This window comes from Bradyrhizobium sp. AUGA SZCCT0431 (assembly GCF_018131065.1).
Lineage (GTDB): Bacteria > Pseudomonadota > Alphaproteobacteria > Rhizobiales > Xanthobacteraceae > Bradyrhizobium.
This window is the reverse complement of the sequence record NZ_JAFCLR010000004.1, coordinates 18,110-33,937: the sequence shown is the minus strand read 5'-3', so window position 1 is coordinate 33,937 and position 15,828 is coordinate 18,110. Positions and strand designations below refer to the sequence as shown.

Below are 15,828 nucleotides of genomic sequence, written 5' to 3'. Positions count from 1 at the left end.
ATGGAAATTGCCATGAACGCGCCGCTTCCGACATCATCGCATTTCCGCCCGGCCTCCCGGCTTTCGTCGGTCGGGGTGTCGGAGATCCTGAAGATTACCGGCCTCGCCACCGATCTGAAGCGCGAGGGCAAGGATGTCATCATCCTCGGCACCGGAGAGCCCGACTTCGACACGCCCGCTCACATCAAGGAAGCGGCGGCGCGCGCCATGCACGCGGGCTCTACCAAATACACCGCGCTCGACGGAACGCCCGAGCTCAAATCCGCCATCCGCGCCAAGTTCCGGCGCGACAACGGCGTTGAGTTCGCCCAGGACGAGATCACGGTTTCAAGCGGTGCGAAGCAGGTTCTCTACAATGCGATGATGGCCAGTCTCGATCCGGGCGACGAGGTCATCATCCCCGCGCCATTCTGGGTGAGCTACGCCGACATCGTCCTCATTGCAGGCGGCAAGCCGGTTCTGGTGCCGTGTTCGGAAGCCAACGGCTTCCGGCTCACCGCCGGCGATCTCGAAGCCGCGATCACGCCACGTACGCGCTGGGTGATGCTGAATTCGCCATCGAATCCCACCGGAGCTGCCTACCGCGAGGCTGACTATCGGCCGCTGCTCGACGTGCTGTCGCGACACCGGCACGTCTGGCTGATCGTTGACGACATCTACGAGCACATCGTCTACGACGATTTCCGCTTTGTCACACCGGCCGCGATCGAACCGGGGCTTCGCAACCGCATGCTGACGGTCAACGGTGTTTCCAAGGCCTATGCGATGACCGGCTGGCGCATTGGCTACGCCGGCGGGCCACGCGCGCTGATTCGCGCCATGGCTGTCGTGCAGAGCCAATCGACGTCCTGCCCATCATCGATCAGCCAGGCAGCGGCTGTCGAGGCGCTCAACGGTCCGCAGGAGATCGTGCGAGATCATTGCAGGTCGTTCCAGGCGCGCCGCGATCTCGTTGTTTCCGCGTTGAACGCGATCGAGGGCATCACCTGCCGCGTGCCCGAAGGCGCGTTCTACACGTTCGCCAGTTGCGCGGGCCTGATCGGCAAGAAGGCTCCTGACGGCGGCATCATCACGAGCGACACGGCCTTTGCGGAATATCTGCTGCGGGCCGTCGGCGTCGCGGTCGTTCCCGGCTCGGCATTTGGCCTCGCGCCGTACTTCCGCATCTCCTACGCAACGTCGGCCGCAGAACTCATGGAGGCCTGCCGGCGCATTGCGGCAGCATCCGCGCAACTGTCCAAGGACAGCGAGCGGGTCGCCGAATTAGCTCATCCGTTGTGAGCAGAGGCACAAACCTTCGCGTGAACGCCTTTTGTCAGGTTCAGTCAGTGCGCAGCCACCGGCGCCGGCACACCCGCGATTGAAGTCGGTCGGATCGTCAGGAGCAGGAGCAGCCCGGACAGAAGGTAGAGCGCAATCACGAAATACATGCTGTAAGTATTGTCACCTGTGCTCCTGACAATGAGCCCGTTGATCGTCGGACTTATCGCCGGACCGAGGTTGCCGAGACTGCTGATGAGCGCGAGACCACCGGCGGCAGCTCCGACCGAGAGGTATTCGCTGATCAACGCAAAGAACAGCGGCGTAGCAGACGCTATCCCGATCACGGCGAACGACAGCGCGAGGAGCGATCCAACCAGGTTGCCCTGCAGCAGCGTCGTCACGAAGAGGCCGATCGCAGCAATCACCACACATGCTGCAAAATGCCAGCGCCGCTCGCGCCACTTGTCGGAATGCCGGCCGATCAAGATCATGCCGATGACACCGACTGCGTTAGGGATGGCCGCGTAGATCCCGACGAGCAACAGATCCTTGATCCCCCAGCTCTGAATCAAGGTCGGCAGCCAGAACACCATCGTATAGGTAGCACCCAGCAGGAGCAGATAAACGAGCGACAGGGCATACACTTTCGGATCCCGCAGCAAGCCGCCGAACGTGCCGGCAGGCTCGCTTTCGACACCCGTCACGTTATGCGCAAGGCTGTCTTCGAGAAGCTTCTTCTCGTCCTTCGAGAGCCAGCTGGCGTTCGCGGGCTTGTCCTCCAGAAGGAAATACACCAGGAACCCAAGAATGACCGCCGGCAATCCCTGCACCAGGAACAGCCATTGCCAACCGTAAAGCCCGCTGACCCCGTCGAAATATTTCAAGGTAGCGCCGCAAAGCGGTCCGGCAAGCACGGAAATGATCGTGGTAGCGGACATAAAGATCGCAATGACCTGGCCGCGCCGCACCGATGGATACCAATAGGTGAAATACAGAATGACACCTGGGAAAAAACCTGCCTCGAAGACACCGAGCAGGAATCGCAACACGTAGAACTGCAGCGGCGTGGACACGAACATCATGGCCGATGCGGTCAGACCCCAGAGCACCATGATACGCAACAGCGTCTTGCGCGCACCGATCCTCTCCAGGAGAAGGTTGCTCGGCACTTCAAACAAAAAGTATCCGATGAAAAATATTCCCGCGCCCAGGCCGTAGACGGCATCGTCGAACGGCAGAGTTTGCTTCATTTGCAGCTGCGCATAGCCGATATTGATGCGATCGAGATAGGCGATCATGTAGGCGATCAGCAGCAACGGGATGAGGCGCCAGCTAACCTTCGAGAAAACCGCCTTGAGTTCCCCGCTCTCCAACGCCAGCGATTGCGGCGAAGACGTTTGCGCACTGGTCGGATGCATGATCGTTCTCCTCCCAAGGTTTGCTTATCTTTATGTCAGTCAGCCTATCATGCGGATCGCCGGGATGCATCCGCAACTGACTCCAGGAGCCTGCTCGACCGGAGGCAGCGCCTCGATTTCGCGCAGCGCCGCCCGCAGGTGCTCCACCAGTTCGTTAGGCTCTTCCTGCGACAGCACGCGGCGACAGGCGGTGATGCTAGACTCCAGCAGGCGGCTTAGCTTTTTGGATCGAGCTATGGAAGTCTTCAGCAGATCGCGATGCTTGTGCGGATCGACGCCCTCCAGCGATCGCCGCGGGCCCAGGCTTCCGTAAGAGCAGAGGCGAGATCTGCATGCTGCCGGTTCGCGATCATCGCTTCGACGATTGATCGTGCATGAAGCCGGTCCTTCGAACTCTTTGCGGTTGCGTCGCGATCCTCCCTCCGGCGGGGATCCGACAATGAGCTTGTGGATGGCGCATCGCTCCGGTTTTCGGATGAGGACTGCTACGCCTGCGCCGCGCGGCAGCACCGCGCGAATGGGCTCGCCGATCTTGGTAGTCGAGGAAGCGTGCCCCAAGCGCTCTTGTCGGATTGATCAGCGGCCAAGACAAATTGGTCGGCCGCACGATGATGGGCATCACCTTATTTCCGCTGCCAATCGCAAGCATCGATCTTCGTGAAAGCCGGATCGCGCACCAAACCTCTTCCTAAGAGGTTGATATAACTAGATTTTTAAGATTCGTTGAGAGACTGGATTTCGGTCAAAAGACAAATGTTTTTTATATTTCTCATATGTTGCATCTCATAAAATACGAATGTAATAGAGCACGATAGGAATGTCCCACGAGGGAACCCGGTGCAAGCCGGGCTGAAGGGATTGATGAGCCGAGCTCTCTTCATCGACGGCGCCAACAAAGCGCGGGTAGCGCAGTTCAATCTGCGCGAGGGCCGCGAGGACGAAGTCCTGATGGATGTCGCCTCGGTCGGCGTCTGCGGCAGCGATCTGCATTATTTCAAGGACGGCGGTATCGGCAGCACGCTTATCAACGAACCCTTTGTCCCAGGGCATGAGTTCGGCGGCTATCTCTGTCAGGACGTCGAGGAACTCGGTCTCGCGCGCGGCCAGCTTGTTGCCGTCGATCCGAACAAGGCATGCGGTCGGTGCGACTGGTGCCGTGAGGGCCATCCCAACCTCTGCCCTAACGTTGAGTTCATTGGAGCTCCTCCCTTCGACGGCGCGATGACGGAGCGCATCTGGGCACCAAGGTCGCAGCTCGTCGCGTTGCCGAATGGCTTCGACGCGCTGGACGCCGTCATGCTGGAGCCGCTCGGCGTCGCCATTCACGCCGTCGGGCTCGCCAAGCCGCGCATGCTCGAACGCGTGGCCGTGCTGGGCTGCGGCCCGATCGGCCTGCTCATCGTCCAGGTGTTGAAAGCTGCCGGCGCCGGGGAAGTCCTCGCCTGCGATCCGCTGCCGCATCGCCGCGCAATAGCCGAAAAGATCGGCGCCGATCGCGTCGGTGAAAGCGCCGCCGACATTGCCGAATGGTCCAAGGGCGGCTGCCCCCTTGTGCTGGAAGCGACGAATTCGCCGTTCGGCTTCCGCGACGCCGTAACCGCGACGCGCATCGGCGGGCGGATCGTGCTTGTCGGCATTCCCGACGGCGACATTTACACCTTGCCGGCAGCGGACGCGCGCCGCCGCGGCCTGAACATCAAGTTCGCGCGGCGGATGGGCGACGTCTATCCGCGCGCCATTGAGTTCCTCGCAGCGGGGAAGATCGACGTACGCTCGATCGTCACCCACCGCGTCGCGCTGGAGGAAGCGCCCGGCGTGTTCACGGCACTTGCCGAGAATGCGCCCGGCTACGTCAAGGTCCTCGTCGATCTGAAGGGGAGTTGAACCGACGCCGGAATGACACCTGGCTGCCACTAGCAAATGGGAGCATCACGATGAAGCCGGTGTATGCGTGAGGTGAGACCGTGAGCGACACACCCGACAGCGAAACGACGACAATGCGTATCAACGCCGAGGATCTGGCCGAAGCGCAAATCCAGGCTCGAGCGTGCTGGTATTACTATGTTGGCGCGATGACGCAGCAGGAGATTGCCGATCGGCTCGGGCTGACGCGGCTCAAGGTCAACAAGCTGCTCGGGCAGGCACGGCAGGATGGGCTCGTCAGCGTCGAGATCAAGCTGCCGCTCGCCAACTGCGTTGCGCTGGAAGAAAAGCTGAAGGCGCGCTTCGCGCTCGACGATGTTTCGGTGGTTCCTAGCCTGCCCGATCCCGATGCGCTGCAACAGGTGATCGGTGAAGCCGCGAGCACGATGCTTCACCCCCTGCTGAAGGATGGCATCGGCCTCGGCGTCGGCTGGGGCCGCACGCTGAGAGCCGCCGCGCGCACGCTCAAGCAGCGACGCTTCGCCCGCAGCTGGGTGACTTCCCTGATGGGCGGCATGACGCGCGGCGCCGGCACCAACACGTTCGAGGTCGCGACCGAGTTTGCGCGCCTGATCGGCGCCGAATGCTACTACGTCGCGGCACCGATCTATTGCCCGTCGGTCGAGAGCCGTTCCACACTCCTGACGCACTACGGACTTGCGGACGTGATGCGCAGGGCTCGCGAAGGCCAGATCGCGCTGGTATCCTGCGGTGACCTGACACCACGCTCGCTGCTCGCGGCGACCCATATCGTGAATGAAGCGCTGGACGGACTGCGCAAGGCGGGCGCGGTCGGCGACCTGCTCGGAACGTATCTCGACGAATACGGCCGCCCGGTCGACCACCCTCTCAATTCCCGAGTCATGGCGCTGAGCCCGCAGGAACTGAAGGCGTATCCGATCTCCATCCTGGCCTCGGGCGGGTTACCCAAGGCGCCGGTGATCCGCGGCATTCTGAACGCGCGCTATGTACGCTGCCTCGTCACGGACGAATCTGCGGCAGCGGCGCTGCTGCAATGAGCCTGCTGCTCGCCATCGATGTCGGTACGTTGTCGGCGCGCGCCGGGCTGTTCGACGCGTCGGGCCGGCTGGTGACCGCGCGCAGTCATCCGTTCGAACTGCTGCGGCCCGCGGAAAACCACGCTGTTTATCGGATGGACGAAATCTGGGCGGCGGTATGTGCCGCCATCCGCGCCGCCATTGCCGATGCGCCGGGTGCGGCGGCTGCGATCGCGGGAGTCGCCGTCGACGCGACATCCTCGACCTATTTCGAGGCGAACGGCGGGCCGCCGCTGCAAGGCGATGCGGACGTGGTCTGCTGGATGGACCATCGCGGCGAACGCGAGGCAGCGGAGATTGGAGCATCCGGCGACCACTATCTGGATCATGTCGGCGGCACGGTCTCGCCGGAGATGTATCTGCCCAAGATTCTCTGGGTAAAGCGGCACACGCCGGAGGCGTGGGCGCGCGTCACCGCCGTGCGCGACCTCTCGGACGAAGTTGCTCGCCGCATGACCGGCATCGATCGGCACTCCGTCTGCGGGCTTGCCTGCAAGTATCCGTATTTGCCTGCCGACCCCGATCCGTGGCGCCGCGATCTGCTCGCTACGCTTGATCTCTCCGATCTGCTGCGGCGCGGCAAGCTCGCCGAGCCGCCGGGCCTGGTCGGTCAGGTTCACGGAACGGTCTCCGCGGATGCGGCGAAGGCGCTCGGCATCGCGCCGGGCGTGCCGGTCGCGATTGGATTGATCGACGCGGAAGCAGGCGCTCTCGGCGTCGTGGGCCACGGATTTCGCGACAAGATGAACCGCACACTGGCGCTGATCGGCGGCACCTCGAGCTGCTACATGTGCTGGGCGGAGGATAAGCGGCACATCTCGGGGGTCTGGGGTCCCTTCAAGGACGCGGTATTTCCCGGCTACTGGATGCACGAGGCCGGGATGAGCATTTCGGGCGCGGCGCTCGACACCGTGCTGGACCAGCATCCCGCCAGCCCCGGCAAGGCATCGGCAGCGCGGCACGCGGAAACCGCGCGCGATATTCTCGCGCTGCTCGATCTCGAAGGCCCCTCCTTCGGCGCGCGGCGGCATATCGTGCCCGACTGGCTCGGCAACCGCGCGCCCTATGGCGACGGTGCGGTGCGCGCGCTCGTTAGCGGCATTGGCCTGGAGACGAGCCCACGCTCCTTCCTCGAACATTACTACGCGACGGCCCGCGCGCTCGCGCTGCAAAGCCGTCATATCCTTGAGCATCTCAACACGCGTGGCTATTCGATCGACCGCGCCTGTCTCTCCGGCGGACACACCAGGAATCCGCTGATGGTGCGCCTTTATCGCGATGCGCTTGGCGCAGACCTCGTCATCTCCCACTCGCCCGAACCGGTGCTGCTCGGTACCGCGATGGTCGCCTCCGTCGCGGCCGGGCTTTACCCGGATCTGTTCGCGGCGCTCGACGCGATGGCGCCGGAGCAGACGATCCACAAGGCCGACCCGATATGGGCGGCGGCGAACGATGCCGCCTATTCGACCTATCTCAAGCTGTTCGCAATCCGCAACGAAATCGAAGCCGAAGGTCTGCGACCGGCCGGCCGCCCCTCCGCGTCCGCAGGAGCATTCTGAACGCGATGTCTTTTCTCCTCAGCAACTGGCTTCAGCATTCCGTCCCCGGCTTGAGAGATAGATGCGAGCCGCATTACCGCCGAAGATAGCCGCCTTTTCATCCGGTGACAGACCGGCGAGCATGGTTTCGGCGGCGGTAATCCATTTTTTATAGCCGCCCGCCAGATTGACCACCGGCCAGTCGCTTCCCCATAGCAGGCGATGTGGTCCGAAACACGCAACGACATGATCCACCGCTTTCCGCAGATCCGTAATCTGCCAATCCGGTGCGGCCTCAGTCACCAATCCCGATAGCTTGCAGACGATGTTGGGGCGTTCGGCAAGCAGCGCGACGTCGCGATACCATTCTGCTGTCTCGCCGGTCGCAAGCCGGGGCTTGGCGCAATGGTCAAGCACGAACTGCAAATTGGGATGATCATCGACCAGCCGCAGCAGTCGCGGCAAATGGCGCGGCAGCACCAGCGCGTCGAACGCCAGGTTGTTTCGGGCCATCGCTGCCAATAGCGGCGCCAAGGCGGGGCGGAGCAGCCAATCGTCATCGGGCATGTCCTGCACCATCGGCCGCAATCCAACCAAGAGTTGGTGCGCGGCAAGTGCATCGATGCGCGCCCCGCCGTCGGCCACGTCGAAGTCCGTCCAGCCGACCACACCCCGCACCACCTGTGCCTTCGCCGCGATGTCGAGAAGAAACATGGTCTCCGCCTCGGTCGGTGCCGCCTGCACCAGGATCGTCCCCCTGATGTTCGCGGCAGCGAGGTGCGGCGCCAGATCCGAGAGGGAAAAGTCGCGGTGGATCGGCGCGAGCGCGGGAGTCAACCAACCATAATCGCCACGCGCGAGAGTCCACAGATGATGATGCGCATCGATCCGCATCAGCCGGCTACCGGCAGCGGAACGGGCGCTTCCGCAGCCAGCAGGCGCTCGGCCTTCAGATCGGCCCAAAGCGCCGCTGGCACGTCGCAGGACAGCGCGGCTACGTTGCGTTCGACCTCCTGCGGACTCTGGCCCCCCAGCACAACGCTCGCCACCGCCGGATGGCCCAGAGCAAAATGCAACGCCGCGGTTGGCAGGGCAACGCCATGCGCATCACAGATGCTTTCGATCCGAGCCACCCTTGCCAGTATCTCAGGTGTCGCATCCCTGTAATTGTATTTGGCACCGCTCACCGCGCCGGTAGCCAGAATACCCGAATTGAATACGCCGCCGAGCAACACACCGATTCCCTGTTGTTGCGCAAGCGGCAGAAACTCCGCCAGCGCCGGCTGCTCCAGCAGGGAATAGCGCCCCGCGAGCAGCATGGTATCGAATGATCCGGCTTGCGCGAAACGCACGCACATCTCGGCCTCGTTCACGCCGATCCCGATGCCCGCAACAACGCCCTCTGCGCGAAGCCGGTCCAGCGCCACGTATGCGCCCTCCATCGCTTCGCGAAACCGTTCGTCGATGGCATCGACGCCATGAGTCCAAACGTCGACGTCATGGATCAGCAACAGGTCCAGCCGGTCGACCCCTAGCCGCAACAGCGACTGTTCCACCGAACGCATCGTGCCGTCATAGGAATAATCAACCACTGCTCGGTGCGGCAGCCCTCCTACAAAACCGGAGCCGTCGCCGCGACCGCGAAACGGGTCCGTCCAGCGACCGACCTTGGTACAAAGGACGATGTCCTGGCGCGGCACGCGCCTGATTGCGGCGCCGCAACGATGTTCGGCAAGGCCGTTGCCGTAGAGTGGAGAAGTGTCGAGGAGATTGATGCCCAGCTCGAATGCACGTTTCACCGTATCAATGGCCGTGCCGTCATCCAGTTGCACGTAGAGATCACCAAGCGGCGCGGTTCCGAATCCCAGAACCGAAACCTGAAGCCGCGTCCCACCAAGAGCACGGCGCGGCACCGCAAATACTGGTTTCATATTGACCGGCTCTTTTCGGCCCATCGCCCAGTCGCGGTGATGCGCCTTTACCTTGCTTGCCATTGGACATGTCCGCTGGCTTTGAACCTGGCGATATTGCCAGCCGCGGCCGCCCGTTCAATGGGACAGCCCTGGCCGGATACTGATTTTGCCACCGAAAAACCTGGAGCGGAAGTCAATCCGACCGTACCAAGCGGCAATCACATCCGATGTTCGGCCGCGCACGAAAGCGGGTACCGACTGACCGACAGGCCGGATTCGACGTGGACCCGTGCGGCGCGATCGCAATGTCTCTCGGTGTGACCGGATCGGCAGCGGGGAACACACCCGACGACACATCGGAATGCGAGGCTGCTGACGCTGGTTGTCGCTAGACTTTCTTTGATCTCCCGGTGCAGGCATCGTGCACACGTCGCCTTCTAACCACTTGAGAAGATTAAACTCCCGCTCCAGTCCATCATGGGGGCAACGCAAAAGCGATAGCTTTGAAATTTCAGCTTATCTTGCTTTCCCAATGGAGATGAACAGCGGACGTGCGCGCTTCAAAATAGACCAAATTGCGCAGTTCGTACCCGGTTGACCTCTCGGTGCGCCGGACCGTAATCCGCGCGTCATTTTGGGTGGGACGTAGAGAAGTCGATTGGATTATCTGCACGATCGTAATCAGCGAGCTTGGAGCCAAGGGCCGCGCGGATATACTGACCGAGGAGAAAGCGTCGGCAATGGGAACAATTTGTGTGAATGATACGAGAGTGACGAACGACAGGTCTTCAGATCCCAGGCTGAACTGGGCCACGCTTTCGCAAGCCGAGCGCGACGCTGCCTATGACAACAATGCAGCGGTAAAGAACAGCGCGGCGCTGATCGTTGAACGAAACCAGGCTTCCGAAGCGCTGCGCGCCAGCCGCAAATCGTTTCTGGATGTGCCCTATGGCGACCGCGAAAGGACGAAGATCGATCTCTATCCGGCGACCGACGGGACAGCCCCCTGCCTGATGTTCCTGCACGGCGGCTACTGGCAGCGCAACGCACGCGACGTATTCGCCATGCTCGTCGAAGGCGTCGCGGCGCATGGCTGGTCGGTTGCCATCCCCGGCTACTCGCTGGCGCCCGACGCATCGTTGACCCAGATCGTGGCGGAGATATCCCAGTCGCTCGATTGGCTGGCGCAAAACGGAGCGGCATACGGCATCTCCGGTCCCGTTATCCTCTCGGGCTGGTCGGCCGGCGCCCACCTCGTCGCCATGGCGCTCGATCACCCGCGCGTCGCTGCAGGATTGGCGATTTCGGGCGTGTACGATCTTGCGCCAATCCGCGACACCGGACTGAACAACGCGCTGAAGCTGACCGACCAGGAAGTGGCACAATTGTCGCCACTTCGCCTGCCCGCTGTCCACAAACGCCTCGATATCGCCTACGGTACCGCCGAACTGCCGGCGCTGGTTTTCGATTCAATCCAGCTTCACGAAGCACGCATGGCCGCAGGCGCGCCCGGCAATATCTACCCGATTGAAGGCGCAGACCATTTCAGCATCCTGAGCGAGCTGCGGCGTCCCGACGGCGCGCTTGTCGACATCGCCCGAAGGCTCTGCCGGTAGTATTTTACTGGCCATTCTACTTTGCATGGGGTTGTTTTCGCGATTTTGCGTCCGGGCCTAGCGTTGGTGCTAGGTCGCCGGCGACCTGATCGCGTCAGCGTCGATCCAGACCTGATCGTCGTTGATCCGGATCGGGTACAGCCGCAGCGGCCGGCTCGGCCAGCCGTAGGAAATCTGGCCATTGCGGAGATCGAACGAGGCCGCGTGACGGGGGCAGCACAAGCGTCCTCCGGACAGGCGTCCGAGACTGAGGTCGGCCTGTTCGTGCGGGCACATTCGTTCGCAGGCTACCGCGCGACCTTCGTTCCAGACCAGGATCAGATCGACGCCGGTCACACGGGCACAGACGATCGTTTGTGAAATCAACCGGCTGAGACCGCAGACCGGCATCCATTTTCCGTCGCCTGACAGCGCCGCCGTCTGGTTCTGCTCATCCGCCAAGATAGGCCTTTCGCACGTGCTCGTTCTCGATCATCTCGGCGCCGGGCCCGGAGAGCACGATGCGGCCGCCTTCCAGCAAATAGGCGTGGTCGCACATTTCGAGCGCCGCAAACGCGTTCTGCTCGACCAGCAGAACCGTCGTTCCGGCATCGCGGATGCCGCGGATGATCGCAAAAGTCCGCTCGACGATGTTGGGCGCAAGTCCAAGGGAAGGCTCGTCGAACATGATCAGCCGCGGCCGCGACATCAGCGCCCGGCCGATCGCCAGCATTTGCTGCTCACCGCCCGACAAGGTACCGGCAGCCTGCCGCTTGCGGTCGGCAAGCCGCGGAAACTCGCCATAGATCCGGTCGCGGTCCGCCGCGATCTCGGCGGAGCCGGTGCGCAGATAGGCGCCCATGTCGAGATTTTCCTCGACTGTCATGTGCGGAAATACCCGCCGTCCTTCCGGACAATGCGCGATGCCTGCGGCCACCACGCGCGGCGGCTTGGCACCCGCAATGTCCTTGCCTTCGAAGCGCATCGACCCCGAACGCGGCGCAACCAGTCCGGAGATCGCGCGCAGCGTCGTGCTCTTGCCAGCGCCGTTGGCGCCGATCAGGGCGACGAGTTGCCCGGCCTTGACCTCCAGCGAAATGCCACGCAGCGCCGTAACGCCGCCATAGCCACAGACCATGTCGCGAATCTCAAGCACGCTTGGCTCCTTGCCCGAGATAAGCTTCAATGACCGCCGGGTTGTTCCGGATCACGTCCGGCGAACCCTCGGCAATGATCCGGCCGTAGTTCAGCACCACAATTCTATCAGAGACGCTCATCACCATCGGCATGTCGTGCTCGACAAGCAGGATGGTGACACCGCGATCCCTGATGTTGCGGATCAGTTGCACGAAGGTATGGGTTTCCGAGGCGTTCATGCCGGAGACCGGCTCATCGAGCAGCAGCATCGACGGTTCGGCCGCCAACGCCAGCGCCACGCCGACAAGCCGCTGTTCGCCGTAGGACAGCGACCCTGCAAGATCGTGGGCGCGGCGTTCAAGGCCCACCCGTTCGATCAATTCGCTGGCGCGTTCGCGCAAGCGGCGCTGGGAAGACCGTGCGCGCGGCAGGCCCAGAATGGCTTCGAGAAGGCCGACCCTGCCCTGGCGATGCAGCCCGACCAGCAAATTGTCGTAAACCGTGTCGTTCGGGAAGACACTGGTGCGCTGGAAGGTGCGGATCAATCCAAGATCGGCGATCTGATGCGGCTTCAGGCCATTGAGAGCGGTTCCGCGATAGCTCACGGCGCCATGGGTTGGATCCAGAAAGCCCGTGACAACGTTGAACGCCGTGGTCTTGCCGGCGCCGTTGGGTCCGATCAGGCTGACGATCTCACCCTCGTCGACGCTAAAATTCATGTCCGAGAGCGCGACGAGCCCGCCGAAGCGTACGGCGACTTGCTCGACTTTCAATGCCGTCGCCGGGGCCGCCATCACGCATGCTCCTTGGCGTCGCGCTTTACGAAGGCAACCGGGGCCACCGCTTCGACCCGGTTCCGCCGTTTCGCAAACCGCTGTGCCAGCGATGGCACGATGCCGCGCGGCAATACGAACAGGATCACGATCAGCACGCCGCCATACGCGATCCATTGTGCCTCCGGCGCCATGATCGGACGCAGGAACACAGGCAACAGTCCAAAGATCATGCCGCCGACGACAGGACCGGCCAACGAGCCCTTGCCGCCGGTGATGACCATGATCACCATCGTCACGGTGTTGATGAAGGCGAACACCTCAGGATCGATAATACGGATGTAGTGCGCATAGAGGCTGCCCGCCGCTCCGGCGATCCCCGCCGAGATCACGGCCGCCAGCGTGAGCGTTTTCGTCACGTCGATGCCGACAGACACCGCCAGCGTTTCGTTTTCCATCAGCCCGCGCATGGCGCGGCCGAAATGTGAATGGACCAGGCGCGAGATCAGCACATAGGCGATAACCGCGACAGCGAGCACGAGATAGTAATTCTGCAACTTGGTGCGGAGGGTAAGATCTCCGAGACCTGGCATTCCGATCGTGATCGAGGGAATATTGGTCAGCGCCAGCGGTCCCTGCGTCAGCTCGACCCAGTTGAGGGCCACCAGCCGGACCACTTCGGCGAAGGAAATCGTCACAATCACGAAATATGCGCCGCGAACACGAAACGACAGCAGCCCGACGAGATATCCGCAGAACCCCGCAATGACGATCGCCAGCACAAAGCCGATGATCGGAGGCCAGGGCTCGTGAACCATGCGGAAGCCGAAGGGCAAGCCAGCGTCGAATCCAAGCGACGTCAGGGCACTGACGTAAGCGCCAATACCGAAGAACGCGATGTGGCCGAGGCTGAGCTGGCCGGTGAACCCAAGCAGCAAATTGAGGCTCATCGCGCCGATGATGAAGATGCCGGTCGTGATCAACGCGTTCATCAGATACGGATCGCGTAGCCACAGCGGTACGGATGCGAACGCGACGACCGTCAGAATAGCGACCACTGTTCTCATCCGACGCGCTCCGAGCGCGCGAAAAGTCCGGTCGGCTTGAAGATCAGAACCGCAATGATGATCAGGAAGCCCATCGCATCGCGATATCCCGACGAAACGTAGCCGGCGCCCAGCTCTTCGGCCAAGGCCAGGATGAAACCGCCAATCACCGCGCCGGTGATGTTGCCGAGCCCGCCGAGGATGACGATCGCGAACGCCTTGACGGCGGCGAGATCGCCCATTTGCGGGAAAATCACGTAGACCGGACCCAGCAGCGCACCCGCCGCGGCCGCTAGGCTCGAGCCGATCGCGAAGGTCGAGGTGTAGATCATGTCGACGTTGACGCCCATCAGCGAGGCGGTGTCATGATCCTGAAATGTCGCCCGCATTGCGCAGCCGAGTTTTGTCCTGTTGATCAGGAGATAGGTGACGACGATCAGCATGGCTGCGGCGGCGAGCACGAACAGCCGAAGCCAGGACACGGAGACCGGACCGAGCACCAGCGGCGCCTCGGGGAACGGCGTCGTCACCGATTTCGCCACACCGCCCCATATCCACAGGGCGCCGGACTGCATCGCGATCCAGGCGCCGATCATGACAAGCATGGTGGTGTCGATATCGGAGCCGCGCAGCGGCCGCAGCAATATCAGCTCGATCGCCGCGCCAAGCAGCCAGCCGGCCACCACGGCGAGCGGCAGCGCCAGGAAGAAGTTAACCCCGAGCTGATGCACCACGATGAACATGATGTAGGCGCCGAACGTATAGAGCACCCCATGCGTGAAGTTCACGACGTTCATGATGCCGAAGATCAACGTCAGTCCGATGCCCAGCAGGGCATAGGTGCCGCCAAGGACCAGCATGTTGATCAGATGTTGCAGAAATTCGCTCAAGGTGGCTCCCAATTATCCGACGCAGCAAGGTCCGCGGGTTCGCCGCGGCCCTTGCCGGTCAGCAATTTGACGTCAGAGTGTCTTCATGCCGATCTTGCCGTCGGTGATTTCGATCAGATAGACGTTGGGCTGGCTCTGGCCGCTTTCCTTGCCAGCCGGGCCGGATTTCCGGAACACGATGTCGCCATTCAGGCCCTTGATGTTGATATCCCACAGAGCCGCCTTGATCGCCGCGGGCTCCGCCTTGCCCGCCTTCTCGATTGCGGCCGCCACGGTGCGAATGCCGTCATAGCCGCGAAAACTCTCGGTGCAGCCGGCGAAGTCGAAACCGCGCTTCTTCCATTCGGCGATGAAGTAGTTGGTCGCCTCCGGGTTCGGCGTCTTGTCGGGGAACCAGGGCAGGAAGGTCGTCAGGTGCATTGTGCCGTTGGCGGCGGCTCCTGCCTGAGCGATGATCTGATCCGGATTCTGTGAGCCGCCAGTGGTGATGATGCGCTTCTTGAGCCCCAGCGCCGCGGCCTGCTTGAAGATCAGCGTCAGTTGGTCCACCGCCGTCGTCACGATGATGGTTTCGGAATCGGTGCCCTTGAGCTTGGAAAGCTGCGCGCTCATATCCTGCGCGCCCTGGTCCATCGTCTCGACGACGCCGACCGTGATCCCCTTTTCCTTCATCATCTTGCTGAAATCCTCAGCAGTGCCGCGTCCCCAGTCGTTGTTGATGATGAGGAAATCGACCTTCTTCAGTTCGAGCTTGTCGACGATCCCCTTGAAGGCGGCAGCCTCGATCGCCGACGGCGGCGAGATACGGAAGATGTAGGGATTTCCCGTCGTGGTGATCTTGCCCGACGATGAGGTCTCAACCACCATCGGCACTTCGTACTCCATCAATTTGGGCATCACGGCCAGCGTCAGGCTCGAGCCCCACGCCCCCATCAGAACCGGCACTTTGTCGCTGGTGATCAGTTTTTCGGCGACGGCGGCCGCTTCCGTCGGATTGCTTTTGTTGTCCTCGATGACGAGTTCGATCTTCTTGCCGAGAATGCCGCCCTTTGCGTTGATCTCGTCGGCAGCGATCCTGGCGCCGTTGACGACGTAGGTACCGGAAGCAGCGAATGCGCCTGTGAGCGGTTCATTCACCCCGATCTTGATGGTTTGGGCATCGGCGGTGCCACCCAGCAAAGCAGCCGCCAGCGCAATCGCTGGAACAATTCTGAACGTCCATGTCATGTGATTCTCCAATCTGCCGCTGTTAATCCATCCGCAGTCCAAAACTC

General features: G+C 62.3%; 15 protein-coding genes. 5 read left to right on the top strand and 10 right to left on the bottom strand.

Features of this window, described 5'->3' with window-relative positions:
• Window positions 1-12 precede the first annotated feature (12 nt).
• A complete protein-coding gene (locus JQ567_RS04615) occupies window positions 13-1,281 on the top strand; it encodes a pyridoxal phosphate-dependent aminotransferase (RefSeq protein WP_249165245.1) in 1,269 nt (422 codons plus the stop codon).
• Between the two features lie 44 nt (window positions 1,282-1,325).
• Here JQ567_RS04615 and JQ567_RS04610 read toward each other — a convergent pair whose 3' ends face one another.
• Complete coding sequence (locus tag JQ567_RS04610) at window positions 1,326-2,579, bottom strand: MFS transporter (protein WP_249165244.1); 1,254 nt, start codon at window positions 2,577-2,579, stop codon at window positions 1,326-1,328.
• A 141-nt stretch (window positions 2,580-2,720) separates the two neighbouring features.
• On the bottom strand, window positions 2,721-3,239 hold the full coding sequence (locus JQ567_RS04605) for a hypothetical protein (RefSeq protein WP_212437697.1): 519 nt from the start codon (window positions 3,237-3,239) through the stop codon (window positions 2,721-2,723).
• A 303-nt stretch (window positions 3,240-3,542) separates the two neighbouring features.
• Here JQ567_RS04605 and JQ567_RS04600 point away from each other — a divergent pair, with 303 nt between their 5' ends.
• The 3 genes from JQ567_RS04600 to JQ567_RS04590 all read left to right on the top strand — a co-directional run bounded on the left by JQ567_RS04600 (window position 3,543) and on the right by JQ567_RS04590 (window position 7,221).
• Window positions 3,543-4,565, top strand: coding sequence for a zinc-binding dehydrogenase (locus tag JQ567_RS04600; protein ID WP_212437696.1), 1,023 nt, complete (start codon window positions 3,543-3,545; stop codon window positions 4,563-4,565).
• Between the two features lie 80 nt (window positions 4,566-4,645).
• Entirely contained in the window at window positions 4,646-5,623 is a 978-nt protein-coding gene (locus JQ567_RS04595) for a sugar-binding transcriptional regulator (protein WP_312017345.1), read from the top strand.
• Window positions 5,620-7,221, top strand: coding sequence for an FGGY-family carbohydrate kinase (locus tag JQ567_RS04590; protein WP_212437695.1), 1,602 nt, complete (start codon window positions 5,620-5,622; stop codon window positions 7,219-7,221). The genes JQ567_RS04595 and JQ567_RS04590 overlap by 4 nt, the downstream gene beginning before the upstream one ends.
• An 18-nt stretch (window positions 7,222-7,239) precedes the next feature.
• Here JQ567_RS04590 and JQ567_RS04585 read toward each other — a convergent pair whose 3' ends face one another.
• The gene (locus JQ567_RS04585; RefSeq protein WP_249165243.1) at window positions 7,240-8,094 is read right to left on the bottom strand and encodes an amidohydrolase; all 855 of its coding nucleotides are present in this window, start codon (window positions 8,092-8,094) and stop codon (window positions 7,240-7,242) included.
• Window positions 8,094-9,131 carry an aldo/keto reductase gene (locus JQ567_RS04580; protein ID WP_409363578.1) on the bottom strand — a complete coding sequence of 346 codons (1,038 nt, stop codon included), beginning with the start codon at window positions 9,129-9,131 and terminating at the stop codon, window positions 8,094-8,096. Before JQ567_RS04580 ends, JQ567_RS04585 begins: the two co-directional genes overlap by 1 nt.
• Window positions 9,132-9,868: 737 nt before the next feature.
• Between JQ567_RS04580 and JQ567_RS04575 the strand changes: the two genes are divergently transcribed.
• Window positions 9,869-10,729 carry an alpha/beta hydrolase gene (locus JQ567_RS04575; protein WP_312017344.1) on the top strand — a complete coding sequence of 287 codons (861 nt, stop codon included), beginning with the start codon at window positions 9,869-9,871 and terminating at the stop codon, window positions 10,727-10,729.
• Between the two features lie 69 nt (window positions 10,730-10,798).
• Here the strand turns inward: JQ567_RS04575 and JQ567_RS04570 are convergent, their stop codons facing one another.
• The 6 genes from JQ567_RS04570 to JQ567_RS04545 all read right to left on the bottom strand — a co-directional run bounded on the left by JQ567_RS04570 (window position 10,799) and on the right by JQ567_RS04545 (window position 15,781).
• The gene (locus JQ567_RS04570; protein ID WP_249165242.1) at window positions 10,799-11,170 is read right to left on the bottom strand and encodes a Rieske (2Fe-2S) protein; all 372 of its coding nucleotides are present in this window, start codon (window positions 11,168-11,170) and stop codon (window positions 10,799-10,801) included.
• Window positions 11,160-11,864, bottom strand: a complete 705-nt coding sequence (locus JQ567_RS04565) for an ABC transporter ATP-binding protein (RefSeq protein ID WP_212437693.1) — start codon at window positions 11,862-11,864, stop codon at window positions 11,160-11,162. The genes JQ567_RS04570 and JQ567_RS04565 overlap by 11 nt, the downstream gene beginning before the upstream one ends.
• Entirely contained in the window at window positions 11,857-12,639 is a 783-nt protein-coding gene (locus JQ567_RS04560; RefSeq protein WP_212437692.1) for an ABC transporter ATP-binding protein, read from the bottom strand. Before JQ567_RS04560 ends, JQ567_RS04565 begins: the two co-directional genes overlap by 8 nt.
• Window positions 12,639-13,685: a branched-chain amino acid ABC transporter permease gene (locus JQ567_RS04555; protein ID WP_212437691.1), complete on the bottom strand. Its 1,047-nt coding sequence runs from the start codon at window positions 13,683-13,685 to the stop codon at window positions 12,639-12,641. The genes JQ567_RS04560 and JQ567_RS04555 overlap by 1 nt, the downstream gene beginning before the upstream one ends.
• Window positions 13,682-14,554 carry a branched-chain amino acid ABC transporter permease gene (locus tag JQ567_RS04550; RefSeq protein ID WP_212269167.1) on the bottom strand — a complete coding sequence of 291 codons (873 nt, stop codon included), beginning with the start codon at window positions 14,552-14,554 and terminating at the stop codon, window positions 13,682-13,684. The genes JQ567_RS04555 and JQ567_RS04550 overlap by 4 nt, the downstream gene beginning before the upstream one ends.
• 72 nt (window positions 14,555-14,626) lie before the next feature.
• Window positions 14,627-15,781, bottom strand: coding sequence for an ABC transporter substrate-binding protein (locus JQ567_RS04545; protein ID WP_212437690.1), 1,155 nt, complete (start codon window positions 15,779-15,781; stop codon window positions 14,627-14,629).
• Between the last annotated feature and the right edge of the window lie 47 nt (window positions 15,782-15,828).